The following is a 22,024-nucleotide window of genomic DNA, read 5'->3' on the forward strand; positions in this document are numbered from 1 at the left end:
CACCGGTGACGACGGTGGCGGAGGCACCGGCGAGGTGGACCACGTCGGCGTCGACAAGCGAAAAGCCCCGCGAGGTGACGACCTCGCCGTTGACCTTCACCTCGCCGGCCGCGATGACTTCCTTCGCGTGCCCGCCGGACTCGACGAGGTTGGCGAGCTTGAGGAATTGGCCGAGCCGGATCGAGTCTCCGGAAATTGCGACGTCCATTTACGCCAACTTCACTGCCGTGCCGGTGGCGGTAACCATGAGCAGGCTGTTGTCCGCGCCGAGGGCGTCGTACTGCACGTCGACGGAGACCACGGCGTCGGCGCCCATCTGCTGGGCGCGGTTCCACAGCTCGTTGAGTGCGGAGTCGCGCGCCTGGATGACCTCGCCCTCCTGCGACTGGACGCGACCTGCGAAGTCGCGGAACATGGCGAGACCGATGATGGTTTCGCCGCCGATCACGCGCATGTACTCGGTGATCTGGCGGCCTTCGACGTTCGGGGTCATAGTCAGAATCATATGACCAACGATAGTCGCTAACGCTCGGCCTGGTCAGTCGGCATGATGTTGAGGGTGTCGATGTTCACGTGTGGTGGCAGGCTCGCCACCCAGCGGATCGCCTCCGCGATGTCTTCCGCGGTGAGGTTGAGCTTGCCCTCGTAGACGGCGGCCGCCTTCGCCTCGTCGCCCTTGAACCGGTTGAGCGAGAAGTCCGTCTTCACGCGGCCCGGGTCGATCTCGGTGACGCGGATGTTTTGCTCGGCCTCCTCGCGGCGAAATGCACGGGTGATACCACGCAGCCCGTACTTCGCCGCGTTGTAGCCGGACCCGCCCTTGTACGCGTCCGTGCCCGCGACCGAACCGACGTTGATCACCAGGCCCTCCGACGCCTTGAGCTGCGGGTACAGCGCGCGGGTGACCCGCATCGTACCCATCACATTCGTCTCAAACATCCACTCCCAGTCCGCATCGTTCGCGTCCCGCAGAAAGTCGAGTTCCTTCGCGCCGCCCGCGTTGTTGACTACCAGGTCGACCCGCTCGAGCTGGGCCGCAAGCTTATCGACGCTCACCTGATCCGTCACATCCAACTCCGCCGCAACCCCGCCAATCTCCTTGGCGATCGCCTCGCACTTGTCCAGACGCCGCGCCGCGACGACAACGTGCCAGCCGTCCTGTGCCAACGCACGAGCTGCCGCCGCGCCAATACCTGCAGAACCGCCAGTGACTACCGCTACTTTTTGTACTGTCATGTGTTTAGGGTAACAAAATTGTGCGCGCCCCACTGAAGATCATCCACGCTGCGAGCGCCACGAAGATCGCGCCGGTGACCTTGTCCACCACGTGACCATAGGTTTTGATGACCCCGCCCAACTTTGCGGCCAAAAGTGCGAACCCCACGAACCAGACCACGCCCGTCACGATCAGCAGCAGCGCTTCAATTACCCCGGCATTAAACTGCGCGAAGATCGCCCCGAAGAAGAGGATGGCCTTCGGGTTGGAAAGGTTCGTGGCCAAGCCGAGGCGAAAGGGCTTGCGCACCGTCGACGCCGCCGGCACGTCCGGGTTACTGGCGTTGCGGATCGCGCTCAGCCCCATCCAGCCGAGGTACGCGCCGCCCACCAGCTGCAGCACCGCAAGGACCTGCGGAAACGTATTCACCAGCGCGCTCAGCCCAGCTATCGACGCCACAATCCAGCACGTGTTGCCCACCATGATCCCCAGCGCACACAACACCCCGGCGCGCCGATCCTTCGTGCCCACGCGGATGAGCTGGAAGAGGTCCGGGCCCGGGCTCGCAATCGCCGCGATCCACGTGGCAAGAAGCAGAAACATGCATTTACCCTAACCGCATGACGAATGATTGGTATAAGCCGGAGACCTTGCCCGACCACCAGCCAGGTTGGGCGCTGCTTCGCGAGTTCAACGCCCTCCACAACACCGACCCCCAACGCGCCCGGGAACTTTTGGCCGAAATCTTCCCATCGAGCGAGGTCCCCGAGATCTGGGCGCCGCTCCACCTGGAGTACGGGGCAAACACACGCTTTGGGCCGGGCTGCTTCATGAACTTCAACTGCACCATCCTCGACATCGCGGACGTGGCCATCGGCGCGGGCACCCTCTTCGGGCCCGGCTGCCAGCTCATTACGGTGGAGCACCCGCTCGACCCCGACGATCGCGCCGCTGGCTGGGAGCGCGCGAAACCCATCGTGATCGGCGAAAACTGCTGGTTCGGCGCGGGCGCCATGGTCATGCCGGGCGTGCACATCGGCGACCGGTGCGTGATCGCTGCGGGGGCGGTCGTGACGAAGGACCTTCCCGACGACTCGCTCGCCGCAGGCGTGCCCGCTGTGGTTAAACGGAACATCGCAAAGCACGCGAATTAGCACAGGTAGGCCACCATTTCCAAATCTCCTCTGCGATAACCCTTGCGAATAGAACATGCGTGCGCTACTTTGAAGGAAAGTTCATTTCGAGGGGTGACACCGTGACCACTACAACCAAAAGCCCGCCAGCCCATTTCCGTACCCAACGACCCGACGACCCAATAAGTTCCGCCGGCCAAGCCGTCCGCGACGCCCACTTCGCCGTCTTTTCCCCGTACATCGACACCGAAATCGAAGACTTCGACATGCGTGTGACTCAAATCCAGCAGGCCACCGCGTGGTCGAAAGGCTTCGTCGAGCGCGGCATCCTCGCCTTCGCCACGCTGGGCCTCCTCCCGCGCCTGCAAGCGCTCCACCGCGCCTCCCGCCTGCTCGACATGTCGCACCTCGTCGCCATCGAGCGGGTCCTCGCCGAGCTCGGGGAAAAGGTCGACCCCGAGGCGCTCTCGCTTATCGACGATGCGTTGACCTCCCTCTTCACCCCCACCCGCACCAACCAGCACATGCCCCAACGCCACACGGTGACCCGCCGCATCCGGGAGCTGATCCGACAGATCGACCCGGAGCGCGCCTACGACCAGAAGCAGCGCAAACAGCGCGAACGCTCCCGCTCGCAGGAGCAGGTCAGCTTCGATGCCTTCCTGTTGGACGGGGTCGAGCAGTCCATCATGCAGCTGAACACAAACGAGCTCAGCGCCGCCCGGTGCCGAAAGAGCATCATGGCGGCGGCGCGCGAGCACAAGGTGACACTGGCCGAAGCCATGATCAAGCTGCTCACCGGCGAGGTCACCCCCACGAATGCGCCAGTCCTGCACTGCTACGCGCCGAAAGGCCGCGAGCCGGGTGATCCAGTGCAGTTCCCCGGCCATGGCTGGACGGGGCCTGAGGCAACGGCAGCGCTCGATGAGTGGATCGCCAAAACCGGGGCGAAAGTGCTGGACATGGACGAAGCTGCCAACGCCTCCACGCCCAGCTACAGCCCGACTGCCGAGATGCGCGACTACGTCACCGCTCGCGACGGCACCTGCGTCTACCCCGGCTGTACCGCGCCGGCACACTCGTGCCAGCTAGACCACCGCATCCCCTTCGACGAGGGCGGCGAGACCACCCCGGGCAACCTGTTCCCACTGTGCCAGCACCACCACAACCTGAAGACGGATAAGCGGGCGAGCTACGTCCCCGACCCGGTCACCGGCGACATCATCTGGCTGTTTTCCGACGGCACCTACGAGATCAACGAGCCGGACGGGCTCCTTGGCCGACAGGTCACCCCGACCAACCCCCGGTGGCGCTCCAGCCTCGCCAGCGTGCGCGCGAACCGGGCACGGACGGCGGAGTTCAACGCCAAGGGCCACGCCATCCTCGACGACTTCGACCGCGACCAGGACCTCACGGAGGCCAAGGCACGCATCGCGGCGCTGGAAGACGAGTACGGCATGACCTTCCAGCCCAAAGACGTACTCCCCGACTACGACCCCTCCAGCTACGTCGAGCGAGCGCTCGCGGAGCTCCTCCCCGCCTAGCGCAGGTAGAACGTGTCCACCACCTCGTACTTCGGCCCGCCGCTGCGGCCCCGGCCGAGGTGGGACTCCATGAGGTGGACTTCATCCACGGTGAAGTCGGGGCCGGAGTAGACGGAGAGGGCGTGGGCGTGGTCGTCGAGAAGCAGCATGTCCCGTGTCCTGGTGCCTTTGCGGGCGACGGTCAGGTGGGCGCGCTGGCGGTGCCACTGCTCTGGGTCGAGTTGGCAGTCCGCCATCAGGTCTTTGAGCGGCGCTTTGTCCCCGCCGACGCCGATCCACAGGGTGCGGCGGTCAAAGCAGCCCGCGCCGCGCAGGTGGAGGCGAAGAGGCCGAGTAAACGCAGTCGCCTGCGAGAGGTGGTCGCTCACGGCGGCGGCGTCGTTGGGCTGGCTGCCGTAGAAGGCGCAGGTGATGTGCCAGTTGTCGGGGTCGGTCCAGCGCGTTTCAGTGCCGGAGAAGTCCCTGATTGGGCGCAAGGCGGTGACGAGGTGCTCGCGGACCTCATCTGGTGGGACGATCGCTGCGAAGAGACGTCTCATGCCCCTCACGCTACCCTGGAAACTCATGTTTGACCTTGCGAAAATCGGACAGGGCCTGCCCGTGGCGAATTCCCTGGACCAACTGCCGGATTCCGGGCCGCTCGTGGTGCAGGCACCGCCCGGCACCGGTAAGACAACGCTGCTGCCGCCGGCGATCGCGAACAAGGTCGGCAAAACTATCGTGACCGCTCCGCGCCGCGTGGCGGTCCGGTCTGCGGCGAGGAGGCTCGCGCACCTCGACGGTTCAACTTTGGGCCAAAAAGTTGGGTATTCGATCCGCGGCGAGCACAAGGACGGCTCGCTCGTCGAGTTCGTGACGCCGGGAGTCTTACTGAATCGCCTGCTCAAGGACCCGGATCTTCACGGCGTCAACGCGGTCATCCTCGACGAGGTCCACGAACGCCAGCTGGACACCGACCTGCTACTCGCCGTGTGCATGGAGGTGGCGGTGCTGCGCGAGGACCTCTACCTTGCCGCGATGTCCGCGACGCTGGATGCGAAAACCTTTGCCACCCACATGCGCGCGCAGATCCTGTCGACGGAGGCAATCACCCATCCGCTGGAGATTGAATACGCACCCCATCCAGAGCGCATCCAAGGCACCCGCGCGTTCTACCAGCACGTCGCACGCCTGGCGGAAAATAGTGACCGCCGCACCCTCGTGTTCGTGCCCGGCGCGCGCGAGGTTGACCTGGTGTGCGGCACCTGCACAGACGCAAAGCCCCTGCACGGCCGCCTTTCCTCCGCCGAGCAGGACGAGGCGCTCAATGGCGACTCTCAGGTGGTTGTTTCCACCAGCGTCGCTGAGTCGTCGATTACCGTGCCGGGCGTGCGCCGGGTCGTGGACGCGGGACTTTCCCGAGTCCCACGGCGCGACAACCGCGGAATGACGGGCCTGGTCACGGTCTCAGAGGCGGTCACCAGCGCGGAGCAGCGGGCGGGCCGCGCGGGTCGCCTCGGGCCGGGCGAAGTTGTCCGGGCGTTTTCCCGCGAGGAGTTCCAGAAGTTCGCGCCCGACATTTCTCCTGAAATTGCCACCAGCGACCTCACCTCGGCGGCGCTCGCCATCGCGGCGTGGGGCTCGCCCGACCTGCCGCTGCTCGACCCACCGCCGGAGCAGTCGCTTGCCGACGCCCACGCCACCCTCCGCGACCTCGGAGCCCTAGACGAGAACAACGCGATCACAAGTTTTGGCCGAAAGCTTGTTGCGCTGCCGCTGGACCCCCGGCTTGGTGCCGCGTTGCTGAAGTACGGATCGGGGGCGGCGGTGTGCGTCGCAAAGCTTGGCGACATGGACGCGAAACGACTCGCGCGCCTGGTGCCAACAACTCCGAAGGTCCCAGACGGCGACGTGATCGCGACCGCGTTTCCGCAGTGGGTGGCGAAGCGCATCGGCGACGAATACCTGCTCGCCAGCGGCACCCGGGCAACTTTTGGCGGAAAAGATGAGTGGATCGCCGCCGCCGAGGTACAAAGGACCGCCCGCGGGGCGATCATCCGCGAGGCTGCGCCCTACCACCTGCCGGAGGAGCGGGTTACAGAAGAAATACGCGCAACCCTCCAAGGTGGCAAGGTCCGCGGGCGCAAGGTCCGGGCCGTCGGCGCGATCGAGTTGAGCTCCACGCCGGTGCAGCTGTCGCCGGAGGAGGCGCAGCGGGCCCTGAAGGACCTTTCCCTCCGCGACTTCCAGCTCGACGACGGAGCTCAGCGCCTCAAAGCGCGCCTCGACTTCCTGCACGAGCAGCTCGGCGACCCGTGGCCGGACGTTGCAACAGGCGACTATTCGGTGGAAGCCATGGAGTTGGCGAACGGGGCGTCGATAAGCCAGCTCAACATGCGCAACGCGCTCTTGAGGCAACTGCCCTGGCCGGAGGCATCACAGCTTGACGAGCTCGCGCCGGAAAGGCTGCCGATCGGCAAGATCGACTACTCCACCGGGCGCCCGATCGTGCGGGTGAAGCTGCAGCTCGCGTTTGGACTCGCAGACTCGCCGGTGATCGCGGGACGCAAGCTTTTGTTCCACCTGCTTTCTCCTGCCGGGCGCGAGCTCGCGGTGACCGACGACCTGCGCAGTTTCTGGGACGGGCCGTACCAAGACGTCCGCAAAGAGATGCGCGGGCGCTACCCCAAGCACCCCTGGCCGGAGGACCCGTGGACCGCCACGCCGACCGCGCTGACTAAAAAGCGTCAAAACTAACAGTTTCCTGGGTGTGCCAGGTAACTTATCCGTCATGACTACCCGTGCCCACACAGTGACTATGTGGACGTTGGTCTCCCTGATCATCGGTTCCACAATCGGCTCCGGCATCTTCGCCCTGCCGCAGAATATCGGCTCCGTGGCGAGCCCCGGGGCGATGCTCATCGGCTGGGTGATTGCCGGCGTGGGCATGCTCTCGATCGCGTTCGTGTTCCAGATCTTGGCGCGTCGGAAGCCGCACCTGGACTCCGGCGTGTATTCGTATGTGCGCGCGGGTCTTGGCGACTTCATCGGGTTCACCAGCGGTCTCGGCTACTGGCTCGGCTCGGTGATGGCGCAGGTGGGCTACGCCACCCTGTTCTTCTCCACCATCGGCTACTACGTGCCCGCGTTCAAGAACACGTGGGTGCTCGCGGGCGCGGTCACTATCCTGACGTGGACGATCTTTGCCATGCTCACGCGCGGGGTGAAGCAGGCGGCGGTGATGAATGTGATCACGACGATCGCCAAGCTGGTGCCGATCCTGTGCTTCATCGTGCTGGTGGCGTTCCTCGGCTTTTCCTGGGACAAGTTCACGCTCGACTTTTGGGGCGATAATTCGGCGATTCCGTTTTCCCAGCAGCTGCAGGGCATCATGCTCTACACGGTGTGGGTGTTCATCGGCATCGAGGGCGCATCCGTCTACTCTAAGCAGGCACGCACGCGTAACGACGTCGGCCGCGCCACCATCATCGGCTTCCTCTCCGTCCTGCTTCTGCTGGTCGCGGTGTCAACGCTCTCCTACGGCGTGCTGACCCAGCCGGAGCTGGCGGCGCTGCCGGAGAACTCGATGGGCGCAGTCCTTGAGGCAGTGGTCGGCCCGTGGGGCGGCGTGTTCATCTCCATCGGCCTGTGCCTGTCGGTGCTGGGCGCGTACGTGTCCTGGCAGATGCTGTGCGCGGAGCCGATCGTGCTCATGGCTAACGACGGCCTGCTGCCCAAGGCCCTGGGCAAGACCACCAACTCTGGTGCACCGTTCCGCGCGCAGCTGGTGTCCACGCTGGTCATCCAGCTGTTCGTGATCATCTTCTTCGCTAACGAGGCGTCGTATAACGCGATGGTGCAGCTGGCCACCATCATGTACCTGCTGCCGTACATCTTCTCGGCGCTCTACCTCGTGCTGCTCAGCTTGCGTGGCAAGGGCTTGAGCCACCCGCACGCGGGCACGCGCTTCGACGACTCGGGCCCGGAAACCACCCGCGCGGAGAACCAGCGCCACATGCTCATCGGCGCGGTCGGGTTCGTGTACTCCCTGTGGCTGATTTACGCGGCGGACCCGGTCTACGTGCTGCTCGGCGCGCTCGCGGTGGTCCCGGGCATCATCCCGTATGTGTGGACGCGCATCAGCAACAAGGAGCGCCTGTTCAACGCCTTCGAGTGGGTCGTCGTCGGCATTGTGGTGCTCGGTGCCGTCGTCGCCGTGCTCAAGCTTCTCGACGGCACCCTCACCCTCAGTTAACGCCAATCACCGGCCACAGCACCTCAGTGATGCGCTTGGCCAAAAGCTTCGCGCTGCCCACGTTGAAGGTCGAGCGCAGGATCACCGCGCCGACGACCATCGCGCCCACCACGCCCGGATCGACACCTGCGCGCAGGGTGCCGTTGCTCTGCGCGTCCTCGATGTCCTCGATGAACTGGTCGTAGAAGGACTCCTCGAAGCGGTCACGCCACGCCACGACGAGCGGATCGGCGGTGGCGATGAGCGAGCCGAACACTCTCGTGCCCACATTGTCCTCGACGAAGGCACCGAGCTCAGCAATGTAGTCGCGGAACGCATCCCTGGTCAGCGGTTTTCCGGCCTCGCAATAGTCGACGGGCTTCGGGATGGAGATCGCAATGTGGTCCAGCGCGTCGACCAGCATTTCCTTCCGGTCTGCGTAGCGCCGGTAGATGGTCGTCTTCGCCACGCCGGAATCGGCCACGACGGCGTCGATGGACGTGGCACCGAACCCCTCCTGCTGGGCAATGCGCAGCACAGAGTCGTAGATGCGCTCCTCCGTCGTAGGCTTCTTCGCACCAGATGTTTTTGATTGACTATCTACACGGCTCATAGCTACGTATTCTGGCATACTAGCCCGCCCGAGTCAGATACTCCTGCCACCCGAGTCGAGCACAAAGGACGACTACCAGCACAAGTAGTGCGACACGCACGAGTTTCGAGCCGCCCTTGAGCACCGTTCTTGCCCCCAATTGGGCACCCACCACGTTCGCCACGGCGAGCACGAGCGCGAGCTTCCACTGCACGTAACCGCCCGCGATGAAGACGGCGAGCGCGCCGAGATTAGTCGCGGTGTTGATCACCTTCGCCATCGCCGCCGACTGCAGAAACGCTTGCGAGAACACAGCGGTAAAGCCCATGATGAGAAACATGCCGGTGCCGGGCCCGAAGATACCGTCGTAAAACCCGACTGCCCCGGCGAGCGCAAGCCCCGCGATCGCGCGGCGGCGGGTAAACAGCTGCTGGTTTTTCGTGCCAAACTCCGGCTTGCAGGTGACGAAGATGCCGACGGCGAGCAGCAGTGCGATGATGATGGGGCGCACAACCGAGTCGCTAATCAACGCCACCGCGAGCGCGCCCCCGGCGGAAGCACATCCAGCGGCGAGCGCGTAGCCCCAGGTCAGCTTGGGCACCCCAACTTTTCGCACAAAAGTTACCGCCGCCGAGGCGGTACCAGTGACCGCCGCGACCTTGTTCGTGGCCAAGACACTCGCGGCGGGGAGCCCGGTGGCGGACATGAGCACCGGGATGAGCACGAGGCCCCCGCCGCCGATCACCGCGTCGATCCACCCGGCGGCAAGAGACGCGGCAGCGAGCAGCACGAGAGTAGACATATCGCTCACGCTACTATCGGGGCCTATGCAGCGTTGGATATTTGTCGCCCCGGCCTCCGTGCTGTTGGGCTGGATACTCTCCGCGCTGCACGTGCCCGCGGCATGGATCCTCGGCGCGCTTCTCGCCGCCGGCACGTGCGCGTTGACTACTGGCGAAGAGCTGCGGGTCAACGAGCAGGTGTTTAAGCTCGCCCGCGGCGCGATCGGCGTGATGGCGGCGCTGCCGCTGGTAGGCATCCCGCCGCGGGACTTGCTTCCCTTTATCGTGCCGGGTCTGCTCGCGGCGGCGTTTGTGATCATGCTCGCCTTCGTCGGCGGCATCCTGCTGGCGGATCGTGGGGTCTCGCGGGAGACGGGTGTGCTCTCGTTGCTTGCGGGCGGGGCGTCGGTGATGCCGGCGATCGCAAAGGAAGTGGGCGCGGACGTGCGCTACGTCGCGCTCACCCAGTACCTGCGCCTGCTGGTGGTCTCGATGACGCTGCCTTTGGTCGCGGGGCTTTTGGACGCGCCGCAGACCCACGCGCCGAGCGCACTCGAGCCCTATTGGTGGATGTGGCTGCTTGTCCCGGCGCTCGTGCTTGTGGGCCAACCGGTGGGGAAGCTCCTGAAGCTCCCAAACTCCAGCGTGTTCGGCCCGATGCTTGCGACGGTCGCGTGCGGCGCGGTGGTCCCCTTCGAGATCGTGCCGCCGGAGCCACTGATGATCGGGGCCTTCCTGTGCCTCGGCTGGATCTGCGGGGGCGGGCTGTCGGTGCCAGCGCTGCGGCACTTCAGCACACTCCTGCCCGCCACGCTTGCCTACATTGCGCTGCTTATGGGTGCATGTGCCGCTTCCGGCTGGGCGGTGGCGAAGTGGCTGGGCATTAGCTTCTACGAGGGCTACCTCGCCACCACCCCGGGCGCGTTGGAAACCGCGCTGGCACTCTCGGCGGAAGGTGGTGCGGGGCCTGCGGTGGTCTCGCTGCAGATTATCCGGCTCATCTGCATCCTGATTTTCGCAGGCTACCTACCAAAGATTTTGCGGAAGCTTTAGTGGCTGAGCACCGCGTGGGCGAGCATGTCCATCGGCATGGAGCCGAGTGAGAGCGCCTTGCGGTGGAACTCGCTCACCTCCATACCTTGGGCCAGCGCCTGCTCGCGCAGGTTGCACCAGTCCCGGTAGCCGATGGCGTAGGAGGGTGCCTGGCCCGGCCAGCCCATGTAGCGGTCCAGCTCGAAGGTGAGGTGGGACTCGGGCATGGCGCAGTTGTCGCGCAGGAAGGCCTTGGCGTACTGGGCGTCCCAGGTGCCGCTGCCGTCCGGCGTGGTCTTCTTCAGGTGGACACCGATGTCCACCATCACGCGCGCCAGGCGCAGGCGGCGGGAATCTAGAAGGCCCATGCGGTAGCCGGGCTCCTCGAACCAGCCGTACTGCTCCATGAGGTGCTCGGCGTAGAGCGCCCAGCCCTCCATGTGCGCGGAGTTGAAGCACATGGAGCGGCGCCACAGGTTGAGCTCGCTGCGGTTGAGCAGCGCGCTACCCTGCTGCAGGTGGTGGCCGGGGATGCCCTCGTGGAAGACGGTGGCCAGCTCCCGCCAGGTGTGGAAGGTCTCCTGGCCCTCCGGCACGGACCACCACATGGTGCCGGGCCGCATGAGGTCGTCGCTCGGCGGGGTGTAGAAGATGCCGCCGGAGCCGGCGTGGTCGATCGCGGTTGCGACCGGCGGCAGGCCGTCGGGAAGCGGGAAGCTGTCTTGGACGCGCTCGTTGACCTCGTCCATCCAGGCCAGCAGGGCGTCAGTGCCGTGCAGCGTGTAGCGCTCCTCGCGGTTGAGCCGCCGGTACGCGCCCGCCACCGTGGTGTCCGCGTCGTACAGCGACTTCGCCAGCGCCGCTTGCTTCTCGACGGTCTCCGCCAGCTCCTCCCGCGCCCAGCAGTACGCTTCATCCAAGTCCACATCGCGGCCGAGGAAGAATTCGGAGAACAGCTCGTAGCGGTCGCGGCCCACCCCGTCCTCGTGCTTCGCCTGCGGCGAGAGGTCGGTGGACAGCCAGTCGGCGAACGCGGCGAACGCCTCCTTCGCATCCTCGACCACCTTGGAACCCGCGGGGATGCCCAGGTAGTCCAGGGTGGAGCCGGACTCGCCGAGGCTCTCGCACTGGTTAATCACCGCGTCGATCTGGCGGTGCGAGGCGACGTCGCCGCTGTTGGCCGCCTCCGTGAGCGACTCCTTGTACCCGCGCAGCGCCGCCGGGACCTTCGCCATGCGCGCAGTGATGTGCTCGAAGTCCTCCTCGGTGACCTTCGGCATGAGCAGGAAGGCGTCGCGGATCGTCTGGACCGGGGAGTCGATATTGTTCAGGCGGCGCAGGAACTCGCCCCGGTGGTGCAGCTCCAGCTGGAAGGCAAGCCGGTCGCGCAGGATCGCGGCGGTGAGCCTATCGACGTCGTCGAAGTCGTCCTCGTCGTCCGAGGCGTCGGTGCAGTCGTTGAGCGCATCCACGTCAGCGATGAGGTCGCGGACGCGGTCGGCCACGGCACTCCAGTACTCGGGACTGAAGTCCTCCAGCTCAGCGTCGAAGCCATCGAGCCCGATCTGGGTGCCCATGGTGGGGGTGAGTTCGGCGTAGTCGTAGACGAAGTCCTCACACGTGGCGTCGAGAAGCGAGGGCTCGCGCTCTTTCTGCGGTTCGGTCATGGCAGGCCAGTCTATCCCAACTGGGCTTTTGATGACCACACACCGAAAAACAAACCAAGCTGTCTAAAACGATGTTTTAGGTGGTGACAGCGATTTTTCGGCACCTCAATGACCCCCAACTGGACAAAGCGGTCTGCCAGTGAGTAAATATATTCACATGAGTTCCTCAACTGCGCCGTTTACCCGACCGAGCACACCTGCGGCGAAGTGCCTCCACCTGATCCGCCTGCAGGAACTAACCTCCCGCAGCGAGCTCGTCGAGGCCACCGGACTCTCCCAGCCCACCGTCACGCGCGCCATCGCCGCGCTCACCCAGGCTGGATTCGTCAACGAGCGCACCGACCTCGCCCGCGCCAACGGCCGCGGCCGCCCGACCATCCCGATCGAGCTCAACGATCGCGAGCCCATCCACGCCGGCATCGCGGTGGGTACCGGATTCGCCTACATCGCCGTCTTCGACATCCGCGGACGCATGCTGCGCTGCGCCGACCTCGACCTGCCGGTCGCGCACCTAAGCCAGGACGACGTGGTGCAGCACCTCATGGCGGGGCTCAACCGGCTCACCGCCGGCCTCAACCGCCCGCTGGCCACCGTCGGCGTAACCGCCTCCGGCACCGTGTCCGAGGACGGCACCGTCATCGCGGTCAACCTCGGCTGGGACGGGGTGGACCTCGCTGGGCAGATGCAGGAGCAGTTCTCGGTGCCGGTGACGGTGACGTCGATTAGCGCGGCAATCATTGGCTCCGAGATGCAGTCGAGCCGCGACCTGACCCCGTCCTCCATCATGGCGCTGTTCGCCGACGACTCGATCGGCTGCGCCATCTCCACCGCCGACGGGGTGCACCCGATCCGCGTGCAACGGCGCGAGCTGACCACCAGCGGCCTGATCGATAACATCGGCTCGCCGAAAATCCGCTCGCTTGCCGACGCCGTCGAGGACAGCTCCGCCGGAACCCGCGCCGCACTCGACGAGCGCGCCCGCGGCCTGGGCAGCCTCGTCGCGGAGCTGAGCGGCGAATACTCGCCCGACACCGTGGTCGTCGCCGGCAGCGCCTTTAACGAAGACCCGCGGTCCACCGCGCCGTTCGTCCGCACCGTCCGGAAGAAGAGCACCACCCCGCCCGCACTACGGATGATCCCCACGCACAAGGAGATCGTGCGCGACATCTCGCGCGCGGTCGCCCTAGACTTCGTACTCCGCGAGCCCCTCGCGGTGGCGGCGGGCTAGCTCCACGTAGCCGGCCGCGTGCTTCACCCGCTGCTCGCGGGTTGCTGGATCCAAGGACTTGCGCACCTTCGCCGGCACGCCCGCAGCCACGGAAAATGGCGGGATCTCCTGGCCCTCCAGGACCACTCCCCCGCCGCCGACAATGCTGCCCTCGCCCACGCGCGCGCCTGAGAGCACGGTCGAGCTCATCCCGATGAGGCACGCCGACTCCACGTGGCAGCCGTGCACCAGCGCGAGATGGCCGACCGTGACATCCTCCTCCAGCACCGTCGTGTGCCCAGTCTCGACGTGGATAACGGCACCGTCCTGTACATTGCAGCGCGCGCCGATGACGATCGCGCCCACGTCGCCGCGCAGGACCGCGCCTGGCCAGATGTTGACGTCTTCGCCGATGGTGACGTCGCCAATCACGGTCGCACCCGGCGCGATGTACGCGCTCGGGTGGATCTGCGGGGCCTTGCCCTCGAATGCATAAATGCCTGCCATGGTGTGCTCCTTACACGTGTGAGAGGTTCCGCTCCATACTACTCGGTCTAGATGTGTCGGATTAGTAATTTCTTTCCGACCTGCTAGTGTTCGGCAAGTAAAAACTGACCTGTTCATTATTTCGCATTGGAGCGCACATGTCTCTCCCCAAGTGGGCCACCGGGTTCGGGGCCCAAGTCATCTACGGCCTGATCATCGGCCTTGTGCTCGGGCTCATTGCCGACGACTGGCTCGCCGGACTCCTCGAGTGGGTCGGCGGCACCTACGTCCAGCTGCTCAAGCTGCTCATCCCACCGCTGGTGTTCACCGCGGTGGTGACCTCGATTGCCAAGCTCCGCGAGGTGACCAACGCGGCCCGACTCGCCGCCCAGACCCTGATCTGGTTCGCCATTACCGCGTTCTTCTCCGTGCTGATCGGCATCGCCGTCGGCGCGATCCTCAAGCCCGGCGCGAACTCCACCGTCGATGCCGCCGACGCCGCCGAACCGTCGACCACCGGCTCCTGGATGGGCTTTTTGGACTCCGTCGTGCCCTCCAACTTCCTAGGCCTTGGCACGAACGGCGAGTCCGTGAGCTTCAACGTCCTGCAGATCTTGGTCGTCTCCCTGCTCATCGGCATCGCCGCCGTGAAGGCGGGCAAGTCGGCCGAGCCGTTTATCCAGTTCTCCGAGTCGCTGCTCTCCGTCATCCAGGTCGTCCTGTGGTGGGTCATCCGCCTCGCCCCGATCGGCACCGCGGCACTGATCGGTAATGCGGTCGCCACCTACGGCTGGTCGGCTATGAGCAGCCTCGGCCAGTTCGTCCTGGCCATCTACATCGGCCTCGCCCTGGTCATCTTCGTGCTCTACCCGCTGGTACTCGCTGCGAACAAGATCAACGTCGTAGAGTTCGCCCGCCGCGTCTGGCCGGTAACCATGCTCGGCTTTGTTACCCGCTCCTCCATGGGTGTCATGCCGGTGAACCAGCGCACCGTCGAGCAGTCGATGGGCGTGCCCACCGAGTACGCCTCATTCGCCATGCCGCTCGGCGCGACCACCAAGATGGACGGCTGCGCCTCCATCTACCCCGCCATCGCCGCCCTGTTCGTCGCGCAGTTCTACGGCATTGACCTGGGCGCGACCGACTACCTGCTCATCGTGATCGTGTCCGTGCTGGGCTCGGCCGCCACCGCCGGCACCACCGGCGCGACCGTCATGCTCACGCTGACGCTGTCCACACTGGGCCTGCCACTGTCCGGCGTCGGCCTGCTGCTGGCTGTCGAGCCGATCATCGACATGGGGCGCACCGCCGTCAACGTCACCGGCCAGGCCGTCGTCGCCGCCGTGGTGGCCACGCGCGAAAAGATCCTGGACAAGCAGGTCTGGGACAACTTTTCGGCCAAAACTTCCTAAAGCTCCAGCCCGTCGAGGATCGCGTCCATCGCCTCGGCGACCCCGGTGCGCCACAGCGTCGTCGCCTTCGGGTCGCCGCGGCCCGGCCCGCCGTTGACCACCGAGACGGGTTTGCCCTGCTTGCGGGCGTCGATGACGAAGCGGTAGCCGCTCATCACCGCAAGCGACGTCCCCAGGGCGAGCACAGAATTCGACTCATCCAGCCATTCGCGCGCCGCTTCTCGACGCCCCCTCGGCACGTTCTCCCCAAAGTAAACCACCGACGGCTTTAGCCGCTGCCCGCCGCACGCCGGGCAGTCGATCATGCGGAAGCGCTCCACATCTTCTGCGCGCAGCTCCACGTCGCCGTCGGGGTTGATCATGCTTCCTGTGACCTCGACGGAATCGAAATAGTTGGGGTTGGCTTGGGTGAGCAGAGCGTCGATAAGCGAGCGGGCATGGCGCGCGCCGCAATCGAGGCAGACGACTTCTTCCATATCCCCGTGCAGCGCGATGACCTTGCGCGAGCCGGCGGCCACATGCAGCCCGTCGACGTTTTGCGTGACAATCCCGGTGAGCAGCCCGGCGCGCTCCAGCTCGACCAGCGCGAAGTGGGTGCGGTTCGGTGAGGCTGCGCGCATGAACTGCATACCGACGAACGCACGCGCCCAATAGCGGCGCACCTGCTCCGGCGAGTGCGCGAACTCCTGGTACGTCATCGGCCGACCCTTGGTCAGGCGGCCGCCTGCGGAGCGGTAGTCGGGGATGCCGGAGTCGGTGGACACGCCCGCGCCGGTGATCACCAGGACGCGGCCAGCGCGCAGCTGCTCTACTACCCGCTGGATCGCAAGCTCCGGGTCCGTCGGCGTGGTGGTTTCGTGCACGACCCGCTCGATGGAGCGCACCGCGCTCGCGTGCGCCATCTGGACGGCCGGGTCGTCGAAGGAACTTAGCGTAATGGGAGCTCTCCAATCGTGCGGCGCAGCTTGCGGGTGCGCAGCCGCTGCGGGTTCTTCGCCAGCTTCTCCATCGCGCGCACCGCACACATCACGTGGGCCTCCTTCGAGTTGGAGTAGAAGGCCTGCGCGGCGGCGGGCAGTTTCGGCACCGCGTGCAGCGGCAGGTCGGACACGGCCAGCAGCGCGCCGTAGGGGACGCGGTAGCGATACCCATTCGCGGCGATGGTGCAGGACTCCATGTCCACCGCGGCCGCCGTCGAGCCGCGCAGCCACTCCCACAGATCCTGCGGGGTCTTCCACTCCCAGTTGCGGTCGCCGGTGGACAGCACGGTGCCGGTGCGCATGAGCGCGGAGTCCTCGCCGTAGATCTTGGAGACCGCCTTCTCCAGAGTGCGCTGAATCTCGGGCACGGCCGGGATGGGCGAGTCGGGGCGGATGTGCTCGTCCAGCACGGTGTCCTTGCGCTCGTATGCGTTGCCCAGGATGAGGTCACCGATGCGCATACGCGCGTCCATGCCCGCGCAGTGCCCGATCATGATCCACGCCTCCGGGCGCAGCACCGCCAGCGAGTCCGTGATGGTCTTCGCGTTCGAGGGGCCCACGCCGATGTTGATCATGGTGATGCCGTCGCCGTCCTCGGTGACCAGGTCGTAGCGCGGCATCTGGTACTTCGCGTTGCCCTCCGGTGTGACCAGGCGCGTGTAGCGGGAGCCTTCGCGCGCCAGCTCCGCCTCGCCGAATTTCACGAACTCGGTGACGTGCATGTCGTAGTTGGTAAACAGGATGTACTTCTGCAGCGACTCGACCTGGATGCCCGTGTAGTGCTCGAGCCGGGCGAGCGCGAGGTCGAAGCGCTGGGGGCCGAAGTGGAAGAGGGGCTTTTCGGTGCCGTGGAAGGCGTCCCAGTGGCCGTCGATAATCGCGTCGTGCACGTCGTCAAGCGCGGGCCGCGGCACGTGCGGCGAATTGCCGACGCGGGCGGCGGTGCCCCGGATGTACTCGGGCGGGATGCGGGTGTCCGAGTAGCCGACGCGGATCACGCACTCATAGTTGGTGGTGAGCGCCTCGAGCTGCGCGCGCAGGTACGGGGCCATCAGATCCGGGCGGGACAGCTCGGCGCTGTAGACGCCGGCCTCGTCGACGTAGCCGAAGGGCTCGGAACGATCCACCGGCACCCAGTTATCGATCGTCACGGACAGCTTGGGGTAGTAGACATCTTCGTAGCGCGCGTAGTCCCCGCTGCTCATCGCGTCGCGCGCACGCTCGCACGACGCTTCATAGAGCTCAATGAGCGTATCGACGGCCACGTGCGCACTTCCCACAACATCCATAGCGCCTAGACTACTGGCTTATGGGATTTTCAGACGTGGTCCGCTGGGCGGAGCACCGCATCAACAGCGCCGACGTGAAGGCAAAATCGCGCCGCGGCTGGGTACCGCAGGTCAGCGGTTTTACCGGCTACGGCAACGCCGAGCGCGCCCGCGTCCTCGGCCGCGTGCTCATGGCGGATCCGAACCGCGAGCCGAAAACCGAGGTGGAGCGCGGCTACCGCCAGTTCTTCACCACCCAGGTCCCCAACATCGCGGTCACCGTCGAGCTGGGCGACCAGCGCGTCACCGCCCAGACCGACCGCAACGGCTACCTCGAAGTACTGATTCTGGACCACGGGCTTCCACCCGGCTGGCACACCGCCACCGTGCGCACCCCCTTGAGCGCCGAGGCCACCGAGGCGCGGGTGCAGATCATCGCCGACGACGTCACGCACGGCCTGATCTCCGACGTGGACGACACGATCATGGTGACCATGCTGCCGCGCGCCATGCTCGCCGCATGGAACTCCTGGGTGAAGAAAACGAATACGCGCCAGCCCGTGCCCGGCATGCGCGACCTGTACGCGGAACTCCTCGCGCCCGGCGAGCCGACGTTCTACGTCTCCACCGGCGCGTGGAACACCTTCGACACGCTCACGGACTTCATCGCGCGCGAGCAGCTGCCGCCCGGCCCCCTGCTGCTCACCGACTGGGGCCCGACCCCGACCGGGCTGTTCCGCAGCGGCCAGGAGCACAAGCGGGTCGCGCTGCGCAATCTCATCGTCGACTTCCCCAACATCCGCTGGACGCTGGTTGGCGACGACGGCCAGCACGACCCCATGCTCTACTCGGACCTCGTCCAGGAGCACCCCGACCGGGTGCGCCTGGTGGCGATCCGCGAGCTCAGCCGCTCCGAGCACATGCTCGCCCACGGCACCACCGCCACCATTTCGCAGCCCGGCAACTACCGCACGATCAAGGCGATCCACGGGCACACCGGCTTCGACTTGGCGAGGGAGTTCAAGAAGCTGTGAAACGGACTCTCGCCGCGCTGCTCTGCACAATCGGCGTGCTTTCCGCCTGCCAGGAGCCGCCGGCAGAGGAGCTGGCACCCGTGCTCACCGAGCAGGACGAACGCCTCGGCGTGGACCCGCAGTGGCTCGAAGACGAGGTGTCAAAGATTTCGCGCGAAACTGACACCGCGCTGGGCATCGTGCTTATCGACGACGACTTCTCCGCCACCCGCGCCGGCGACACCAGCATGCTGCGTTCCTGGTCCACCATCAAGGTGCCGGTGGCGTTCGCCGCGCTGGAGCACTGCGACGTCGATAAGGCGACGCGCGAAGCGCTGATGACCTCAATGATCGAGGTCTCCGACAACGCCTCGACCGACCAGCTCTGGTGGTGCCTGGAGGCCTCCGGCGGGGCGGAGAAGTTTGTTGGCGAGGAGATCGCAAAGGCGGAGGCGGACGTGGTACCCTCCCCGACCTGGGGCGTGACCGAGTGGCCTCTCGAGTCGCAGGCGAAGTACGCCCATTACCTTGCGCAACTTGCCGATTCGGAGCCGGACGAAAACGCCGCCTTCGTGCTCGACCTCATGGAGCACGTGGACGAGTCACAGGCCTGGGGCCTGGGCAGCCTGGGCATCCCTTTCAAGGGCGGCTGGAGCGATACCCCCGAGGGGACGTGGGAGTCGCGCCAGTTCGGCTACGCCACGCTGGGTGAGAAGCGCTACGGCATCGCCGTGGCCGCAACCAGCGAGATCGGGTCCTTTTCCGACACCACCGACGCCCTCGACAAGCTGGCCGCAGCGCTCGGCACCGTCTAGATGCCGCCGAGGAGGAGGCGCACCTGCTCGATGCGCTCGGCGGTCGGGTCTGCCCCGAGCTGGTCGCGATAGGCCCGGATGAACAGGTGTTGGGTGCCGGCGATCATGAACATGGCCGTATCGTCGAGAAGCTGCCCCGAGGCCTTTTTACCCTGCTCATCGAGCATCGCCCTGAGCCCGTCGCGGATCGGCGTAAACAGCAGGTCGCACAGCACCTGGTTGAGCTTCGCGTGCACCGGGGAGTCGATGAGGTGGCACACCATCGGCCGGTGCGGCTCGAGCGCGTTGGCGAGGCGGCGCACCTGCTCCGGGTAACTCTCATCGCCGACGAAGTTGGCAGCGAACTCGCGGTAGGCGGGCGCGAGCACGGCCTCCCCGGCCGCGAGCACCACGCCGTCGCGGTCCTGGAAGTGCTCGTAGAAGACCTGGCGGCTCACCCGCGCCGCCTTCACGATGCCGGAGACCGACAGCTGGTCAACCCGGTTCGTGGCGAGCAGGTCAATGGTGGCGCTCACGAGCGCCTCACGTGTGCGGACCGCGCGCGGGTCCACGCTGCTCTGTCTACGTGCCATGTTCGTTCTCAAGTGTCCTTATAGTGCCTTGCGCAAGATACCGAGCACCTCAGCGACGCGGTCGGCGGCTTCGGCGGCGCTGCCTGCTTCCCGTACGGACTTGACCATCAAGCGGAAGGCACCAGCACGCAACAGATCGCCGAGGTCCTCCTGGTCCTGCTGCTCGACCTTGCCCAGGCGGTCCTGCAGGGAGCAGACCGCGCTGCGCAGCATCGGCTGCTCCGGGGTGGTAAAGACCTCCAGCACGGCGGGCAGGGCCGGGCCGCCGACCACGTTGAGCAGCAGGTCGCGCTCTGCGTACATGCCGCCGACGAGCACGTCGACAGCGGCGCGCGGGCCGCCGCCTTCGGTGTATTCCTTAATGTAGGCCTCGATGACGGGGCGGAAGGTGTGCTCGACGAGCGCACCGACCACGGCATCGCGGCCGTCGTAGTGCTCGTAGAAGACCTGCCGGCTCATGCCGGCGCGTTTCACGATTGCAGAGACCGTAATGTCCTCGGTCTTATTTTCCAGCTGGAGTTCCCTGGTTGCATTCAGGAATGCCCCCCGCGTCCGTACTGCGCGGGGGTCCATGCTGCCCTCTCGGCGGGCCATAGTCGCTCCTTAACCTCCGCTCCATCTACCGGATGCACGTTATTCTTGGAAACGGTGATCGCTTCCATCATTTCAACACCCGTAAATTACCCTATTAGTCAAATTTAAGAAAGTGGGTATGCAGTGTCTACTGCTTCTTCTCTCGCAGATACCACAGTTGCGCTGCTGCAAGAGTTAATTCAGCTCGCGTGCGTCAACGATCTCACCCCCGATTCCGGGCAGGAGCACAAGGCCGCGGATGCGCTCGAACGCTTCTTCGCGGATTGCCCCAACGTGCGCGTCGAGCGCTTCGAGTCCCATCCGGGGCGCACCTCCATCGCCTTTACGCTGGAGGGTTCGGACCCTGAGGCCGAGCCGCTGACCCTGCTCGGCCACACCGACGTGGTGCCGATTGATGCGGCGAAGTGGACAAAGGAGCCCTTTGGGGCCCAGCTTATCGACGGGCGCATCTACGGCCGCGGCGCCACCGACATGCTCTACATCACCGCCGCCATGGCCGCCGTGGTGCGCGACGTCGCCTTAAGCGGCACCCAACCCGCCGGCACCCTGACGTTTGTCGGCTGCGCGGACGAAGAAGCCCGCGGCGGGCTCGGGGTCGGCTGGCTCGCCGAGCACCACCCGGACGCGTTCTCCTGGAAGAACTGCCTGTCCGAGGAGGGCGGCTCGCACCTTCCGGTGCAGGACGGCTCGGACGCGCTGGTGGTCGTCGTTGGCGAGAAGGGTGCGGCACAGCGCCGCCTGACGGTGCACGGGGACGCCGGGCACGGCTCCACCCCGCACGGGCGGGACTTAACCATCGCCAAGATCGGCAAGGTGGCGGAGCGCATCGCCGCGCTCAATCCGCCGGTGACCTCGGACGAGCCGTGGCCCAGCTACGTGCGGGCGTGGAAGTTCGACGAGGCGACCGAGGCGGCGCTGCTTGCCGGCGAGGGCTACGAGGCCTTCGGTCAGCTCCAGCGCTACTCGCACGCGATGAGCCACCTCACCGTGGCACCGACGGTGCTGCGTGCGGGCGGGGCCATCAACGTGCTGCCTTCGGAAGCCTCGCTGGATTTAGACATCCGCCAGCTGCCGGGTCAGACCCAGGAGGAGATCGACGAGCTGTTGCGCGAGGCACTCGGTGACATGGCCGACGAGGTGGAAATCACCCACCTGATCACCGAGGACGCCACGGTTTCCCCGACCGAAGGCCCGCTGTACGAAGCGATCGTGGACACCTTCGCCGAGTTCTTCCCCGACGCCGCCGTGGTGCCGACGCTCGCCGCCGGCGGCTCGGACCTGCGCTTTGCGCGCCGCAAGGGCGGGGTCGGCTACGGCTTTGCGCTGCACCAGCGCGGGCGCACCCTGGGCCAAGTGCTCGACCTTTTGCACAGCCACGACGAGTACGTGGAAGTGGAGGACGTGGAGCTGACCGTCAAGGCGTACCGGAGCCTGGTGCGGCGCATGGTGAAGGCGTAACCCCTTTCGCACCCCTTTCACATCAGTCACATCCGTGCCA

The 22,024-nt window shown here is 65.9% G+C and carries 23 protein-coding genes; 10 read left to right on the forward strand and 13 right to left on the reverse strand.

Going from position 1 to position 22,024, the window contains the following annotated elements; genetic code table 11:
• The 4 genes from HMPREF2990_RS04040 to HMPREF2990_RS04055 form a co-directional block, all read right to left on the reverse strand.
• The coding region (locus tag HMPREF2990_RS04040; RefSeq protein ID WP_070762819.1) for an RNA-binding S4 domain-containing protein at positions 1 to 208 on the reverse strand (208 nt) is incomplete at its 3' end.
• Positions 209 to 505: a heavy metal-binding domain-containing protein gene (locus HMPREF2990_RS04045; RefSeq protein WP_070762820.1), complete on the reverse strand. Its 297-nt coding sequence runs from the start codon at positions 503 to 505 to the stop codon at positions 209 to 211.
• A gap of 17 nt (positions 506 to 522) precedes the next feature.
• The gene (locus HMPREF2990_RS04050) at positions 523 to 1,236 is read right to left on the reverse strand and encodes an SDR family oxidoreductase (protein WP_070762821.1); all 714 of its coding nucleotides are present in this window, start codon (positions 1,234 to 1,236) and stop codon (positions 523 to 525) included.
• A gap of 4 nt (positions 1,237 to 1,240) precedes the next feature.
• Positions 1,241 to 1,819 carry a LysE family translocator gene (locus tag HMPREF2990_RS04055; RefSeq protein WP_070762822.1) on the reverse strand — a complete coding sequence of 193 codons (579 nt, stop codon included), beginning with the start codon at positions 1,817 to 1,819 and terminating at the stop codon, positions 1,241 to 1,243.
• A 17-nt stretch (positions 1,820 to 1,836) separates the two neighbouring features.
• On the opposite strand from HMPREF2990_RS04055, the gene HMPREF2990_RS04060 reads away from it, so the two are divergent.
• Complete coding sequence (locus HMPREF2990_RS04060) at positions 1,837 to 2,370, forward strand: sugar O-acetyltransferase (protein ID WP_070762823.1); 534 nt, start codon at positions 1,837 to 1,839, stop codon at positions 2,368 to 2,370.
• 101 nt (positions 2,371 to 2,471) lie between these two features.
• The gene (locus HMPREF2990_RS04065) at positions 2,472 to 3,893 is read left to right on the forward strand and encodes an HNH endonuclease signature motif containing protein (RefSeq protein ID WP_141757795.1); all 1,422 of its coding nucleotides are present in this window, start codon (positions 2,472 to 2,474) and stop codon (positions 3,891 to 3,893) included.
• Here the strand turns inward: HMPREF2990_RS04065 and thpR are convergent.
• Positions 3,890 to 4,432 (reverse strand): RNA 2',3'-cyclic phosphodiesterase, encoded by a 543-nt coding sequence (gene thpR, locus HMPREF2990_RS04070; protein WP_070762825.1) that lies wholly within the window; start codon positions 4,430 to 4,432, stop codon positions 3,890 to 3,892. The two genes, HMPREF2990_RS04065 and thpR, sit on opposite strands and share 4 nt — an antisense overlap.
• A 25-nt stretch (positions 4,433 to 4,457) precedes the next feature.
• On the opposite strand from thpR, the gene HMPREF2990_RS04075 reads away from it, so the two are divergent.
• Together HMPREF2990_RS04075 and HMPREF2990_RS04080 are read left to right on the forward strand one after the other, a co-directional pair.
• On the forward strand, positions 4,458 to 6,629 hold the full coding sequence (locus HMPREF2990_RS04075; RefSeq protein WP_070762826.1) for an ATP-dependent RNA helicase: 2,172 nt from the start codon (positions 4,458 to 4,460) through the stop codon (positions 6,627 to 6,629).
• A gap of 34 nt (positions 6,630 to 6,663) precedes the next feature.
• The gene (locus HMPREF2990_RS04080; RefSeq protein WP_070762827.1) at positions 6,664 to 8,127 is read left to right on the forward strand and encodes a basic amino acid/polyamine antiporter; all 1,464 of its coding nucleotides are present in this window, start codon (positions 6,664 to 6,666) and stop codon (positions 8,125 to 8,127) included.
• Here the strand turns inward: HMPREF2990_RS04080 and HMPREF2990_RS04085 are convergent.
• Positions 8,120 to 8,719 (reverse strand): TetR/AcrR family transcriptional regulator, encoded by a 600-nt coding sequence (locus tag HMPREF2990_RS04085; RefSeq protein ID WP_070762828.1) that lies wholly within the window; start codon positions 8,717 to 8,719, stop codon positions 8,120 to 8,122. The two genes, HMPREF2990_RS04080 and HMPREF2990_RS04085, sit on opposite strands and share 8 nt — an antisense overlap.
• Positions 8,720 to 8,738: 19 nt before the next feature.
• Positions 8,739 to 9,500, reverse strand: coding sequence for a TSUP family transporter (locus tag HMPREF2990_RS04090; protein WP_070762829.1), 762 nt, complete (start codon positions 9,498 to 9,500; stop codon positions 8,739 to 8,741).
• Between the two features lie 25 nt (positions 9,501 to 9,525).
• Here HMPREF2990_RS04090 and HMPREF2990_RS04095 point away from each other — a divergent pair, with 25 nt between their 5' ends.
• Positions 9,526 to 10,533 carry an AbrB family transcriptional regulator gene (locus HMPREF2990_RS04095; RefSeq protein ID WP_070762830.1) on the forward strand — a complete coding sequence of 336 codons (1,008 nt, stop codon included), beginning with the start codon at positions 9,526 to 9,528 and terminating at the stop codon, positions 10,531 to 10,533.
• Here the strand turns inward: HMPREF2990_RS04095 and HMPREF2990_RS04100 are convergent.
• The gene (locus HMPREF2990_RS04100; protein ID WP_070762831.1) at positions 10,530 to 12,179 is read right to left on the reverse strand and encodes a DUF885 domain-containing protein; all 1,650 of its coding nucleotides are present in this window, start codon (positions 12,177 to 12,179) and stop codon (positions 10,530 to 10,532) included. The two genes, HMPREF2990_RS04095 and HMPREF2990_RS04100, sit on opposite strands and share 4 nt — an antisense overlap.
• Before the next feature lie 157 nt (positions 12,180 to 12,336).
• Between HMPREF2990_RS04100 and HMPREF2990_RS04105 the strand changes: the two genes are divergently transcribed.
• Positions 12,337 to 13,407, forward strand: coding sequence for an ROK family protein (locus tag HMPREF2990_RS04105; RefSeq protein WP_070762832.1), 1,071 nt, complete (start codon positions 12,337 to 12,339; stop codon positions 13,405 to 13,407).
• On the opposite strand, the gene HMPREF2990_RS04110 is transcribed toward HMPREF2990_RS04105, so the two are convergent.
• Positions 13,363 to 13,893, reverse strand: a complete 531-nt coding sequence (locus tag HMPREF2990_RS04110) for a gamma carbonic anhydrase family protein (RefSeq protein ID WP_070762833.1) — start codon at positions 13,891 to 13,893, stop codon at positions 13,363 to 13,365. The genes HMPREF2990_RS04105 and HMPREF2990_RS04110 overlap by 45 nt on opposite strands.
• A gap of 137 nt (positions 13,894 to 14,030) precedes the next feature.
• Here HMPREF2990_RS04110 and HMPREF2990_RS04115 point away from each other — a divergent pair, with 137 nt between their 5' ends.
• Positions 14,031 to 15,284, forward strand: a complete 1,254-nt coding sequence (locus tag HMPREF2990_RS04115; RefSeq protein ID WP_070762834.1) for a dicarboxylate/amino acid:cation symporter — start codon at positions 14,031 to 14,033, stop codon at positions 15,282 to 15,284.
• On the opposite strand, the gene HMPREF2990_RS04120 is transcribed toward HMPREF2990_RS04115, so the two are convergent.
• A complete protein-coding gene (locus HMPREF2990_RS04120; RefSeq protein ID WP_070762835.1) occupies positions 15,281 to 16,186 on the reverse strand; it encodes a Sir2 family NAD-dependent protein deacetylase in 906 nt (301 codons plus the stop codon). The genes HMPREF2990_RS04115 and HMPREF2990_RS04120 overlap by 4 nt on opposite strands.
• 26 nt (positions 16,187 to 16,212) lie before the next feature.
• Positions 16,213 to 17,553, reverse strand: a complete 1,341-nt coding sequence (gene amn, locus HMPREF2990_RS04125) for an AMP nucleosidase (protein ID WP_070762836.1) — start codon at positions 17,551 to 17,553, stop codon at positions 16,213 to 16,215.
• A gap of 20 nt (positions 17,554 to 17,573) precedes the next feature.
• On the opposite strand from amn, the gene HMPREF2990_RS04130 reads away from it, so the two are divergent.
• Together HMPREF2990_RS04130 and HMPREF2990_RS04135 are read left to right on the forward strand one after the other, a co-directional pair.
• Positions 17,574 to 18,566, forward strand: a complete 993-nt coding sequence (locus HMPREF2990_RS04130) for an App1 family protein (protein ID WP_070762837.1) — start codon at positions 17,574 to 17,576, stop codon at positions 18,564 to 18,566.
• Positions 18,563 to 19,360 (forward strand): hypothetical protein, encoded by a 798-nt coding sequence (locus HMPREF2990_RS04135; RefSeq protein WP_070762838.1) that lies wholly within the window; start codon positions 18,563 to 18,565, stop codon positions 19,358 to 19,360. Before HMPREF2990_RS04130 ends, HMPREF2990_RS04135 begins: the two co-directional genes overlap by 4 nt.
• On the opposite strand, the gene HMPREF2990_RS04140 is transcribed toward HMPREF2990_RS04135, so the two are convergent.
• Both HMPREF2990_RS04140 and HMPREF2990_RS04145 read right to left on the reverse strand, forming a co-directional pair.
• Positions 19,357 to 19,932 carry a TetR/AcrR family transcriptional regulator gene (locus HMPREF2990_RS04140; RefSeq protein WP_083317000.1) on the reverse strand — a complete coding sequence of 192 codons (576 nt, stop codon included), beginning with the start codon at positions 19,930 to 19,932 and terminating at the stop codon, positions 19,357 to 19,359. The genes HMPREF2990_RS04135 and HMPREF2990_RS04140 overlap by 4 nt on opposite strands.
• 18 nt (positions 19,933 to 19,950) lie before the next feature.
• Entirely contained in the window at positions 19,951 to 20,526 is a 576-nt protein-coding gene (locus HMPREF2990_RS04145; protein ID WP_070762840.1) for a TetR/AcrR family transcriptional regulator, read from the reverse strand.
• 123 nt (positions 20,527 to 20,649) lie between these two features.
• Between HMPREF2990_RS04145 and HMPREF2990_RS04150 the strand changes: the two genes are divergently transcribed.
• A complete protein-coding gene (locus HMPREF2990_RS04150) occupies positions 20,650 to 21,984 on the forward strand; it encodes a M20/M25/M40 family metallo-hydrolase (protein ID WP_070762841.1) in 1,335 nt (444 codons plus the stop codon).
• The last annotated feature ends 40 nt before the right edge of the window (positions 21,985 to 22,024 follow it).

It is taken from the genome of Corynebacterium sp. HMSC071B10 (assembly GCF_001814825.1).
Classification (GTDB): Bacteria; Actinomycetota; Actinomycetes; order Mycobacteriales; family Mycobacteriaceae; genus Corynebacterium.

What these genes read in the sequence shown, in the direction of transcription:
- HMPREF2990_RS04110 (WP_070762833.1), bottom strand. Translation starts at nt 13,893, where the DNA reads ATGGCAGGCATTTATGCATTCGAGGGCAAGGCCCCGCAGATCCACCCG.
- HMPREF2990_RS04055 (WP_070762822.1), bottom strand. Translation starts at nt 1,819, where the DNA reads ATGTTTCTGCTTCTTGCCACGTGGATCGCGGCGATTGCGAGCCCGGGC.
- thpR (WP_070762825.1), bottom strand. Translation starts at nt 4,432, where the DNA reads ATGAGACGTCTCTTCGCAGCGATCGTCCCACCAGATGAGGTCCGCGAG.
- HMPREF2990_RS04130 (WP_070762837.1), top strand. Translation starts at nt 17,574, where the DNA reads ATGGGATTTTCAGACGTGGTCCGCTGGGCGGAGCACCGCATCAACAGC.
- HMPREF2990_RS04115 (WP_070762834.1), top strand. Translation starts at nt 14,031, where the DNA reads ATGTCTCTCCCCAAGTGGGCCACCGGGTTCGGGGCCCAAGTCATCTAC.
- HMPREF2990_RS04050 (WP_070762821.1), bottom strand. Translation starts at nt 1,236, where the DNA reads ATGACAGTACAAAAAGTAGCGGTAGTCACTGGCGGTTCTGCAGGTATT.
- HMPREF2990_RS04120 (WP_070762835.1), bottom strand. Translation starts at nt 16,186, where the DNA reads ATGGCGCACGCGAGCGCGGTGCGCTCCATCGAGCGGGTCGTGCACGAA.
- HMPREF2990_RS04060 (WP_070762823.1), top strand. Translation starts at nt 1,837, where the DNA reads ATGACGAATGATTGGTATAAGCCGGAGACCTTGCCCGACCACCAGCCA.
- HMPREF2990_RS04105 (WP_070762832.1), top strand. Translation starts at nt 12,337, where the DNA reads ATGAGTTCCTCAACTGCGCCGTTTACCCGACCGAGCACACCTGCGGCG.
- HMPREF2990_RS04080 (WP_070762827.1), top strand. Translation starts at nt 6,664, where the DNA reads ATGACTACCCGTGCCCACACAGTGACTATGTGGACGTTGGTCTCCCTG.
- HMPREF2990_RS04075 (WP_070762826.1), top strand. Translation starts at nt 4,458, where the DNA reads ATGTTTGACCTTGCGAAAATCGGACAGGGCCTGCCCGTGGCGAATTCC.
- HMPREF2990_RS04145 (WP_070762840.1), bottom strand. Translation starts at nt 20,526, where the DNA reads ATGGCCCGCCGAGAGGGCAGCATGGACCCCCGCGCAGTACGGACGCGG.
- HMPREF2990_RS04045 (WP_070762820.1), bottom strand. Translation starts at nt 505, where the DNA reads ATGATTCTGACTATGACCCCGAACGTCGAAGGCCGCCAGATCACCGAG.
- HMPREF2990_RS04095 (WP_070762830.1), top strand. Translation starts at nt 9,526, where the DNA reads ATGCAGCGTTGGATATTTGTCGCCCCGGCCTCCGTGCTGTTGGGCTGG.
- HMPREF2990_RS04100 (WP_070762831.1), bottom strand. Translation starts at nt 12,179, where the DNA reads ATGACCGAACCGCAGAAAGAGCGCGAGCCCTCGCTTCTCGACGCCACG.
- HMPREF2990_RS04085 (WP_070762828.1), bottom strand. Translation starts at nt 8,719, where the DNA reads ATGAGCCGTGTAGATAGTCAATCAAAAACATCTGGTGCGAAGAAGCCT.
- HMPREF2990_RS04140 (WP_083317000.1), bottom strand. Translation starts at nt 19,932, where the DNA reads ATGGCACGTAGACAGAGCAGCGTGGACCCGCGCGCGGTCCGCACACGT.
- HMPREF2990_RS04090 (WP_070762829.1), bottom strand. Translation starts at nt 9,500, where the DNA reads ATGTCTACTCTCGTGCTGCTCGCTGCCGCGTCTCTTGCCGCCGGGTGG.
- amn (WP_070762836.1), bottom strand. Translation starts at nt 17,553, where the DNA reads ATGGATGTTGTGGGAAGTGCGCACGTGGCCGTCGATACGCTCATTGAG.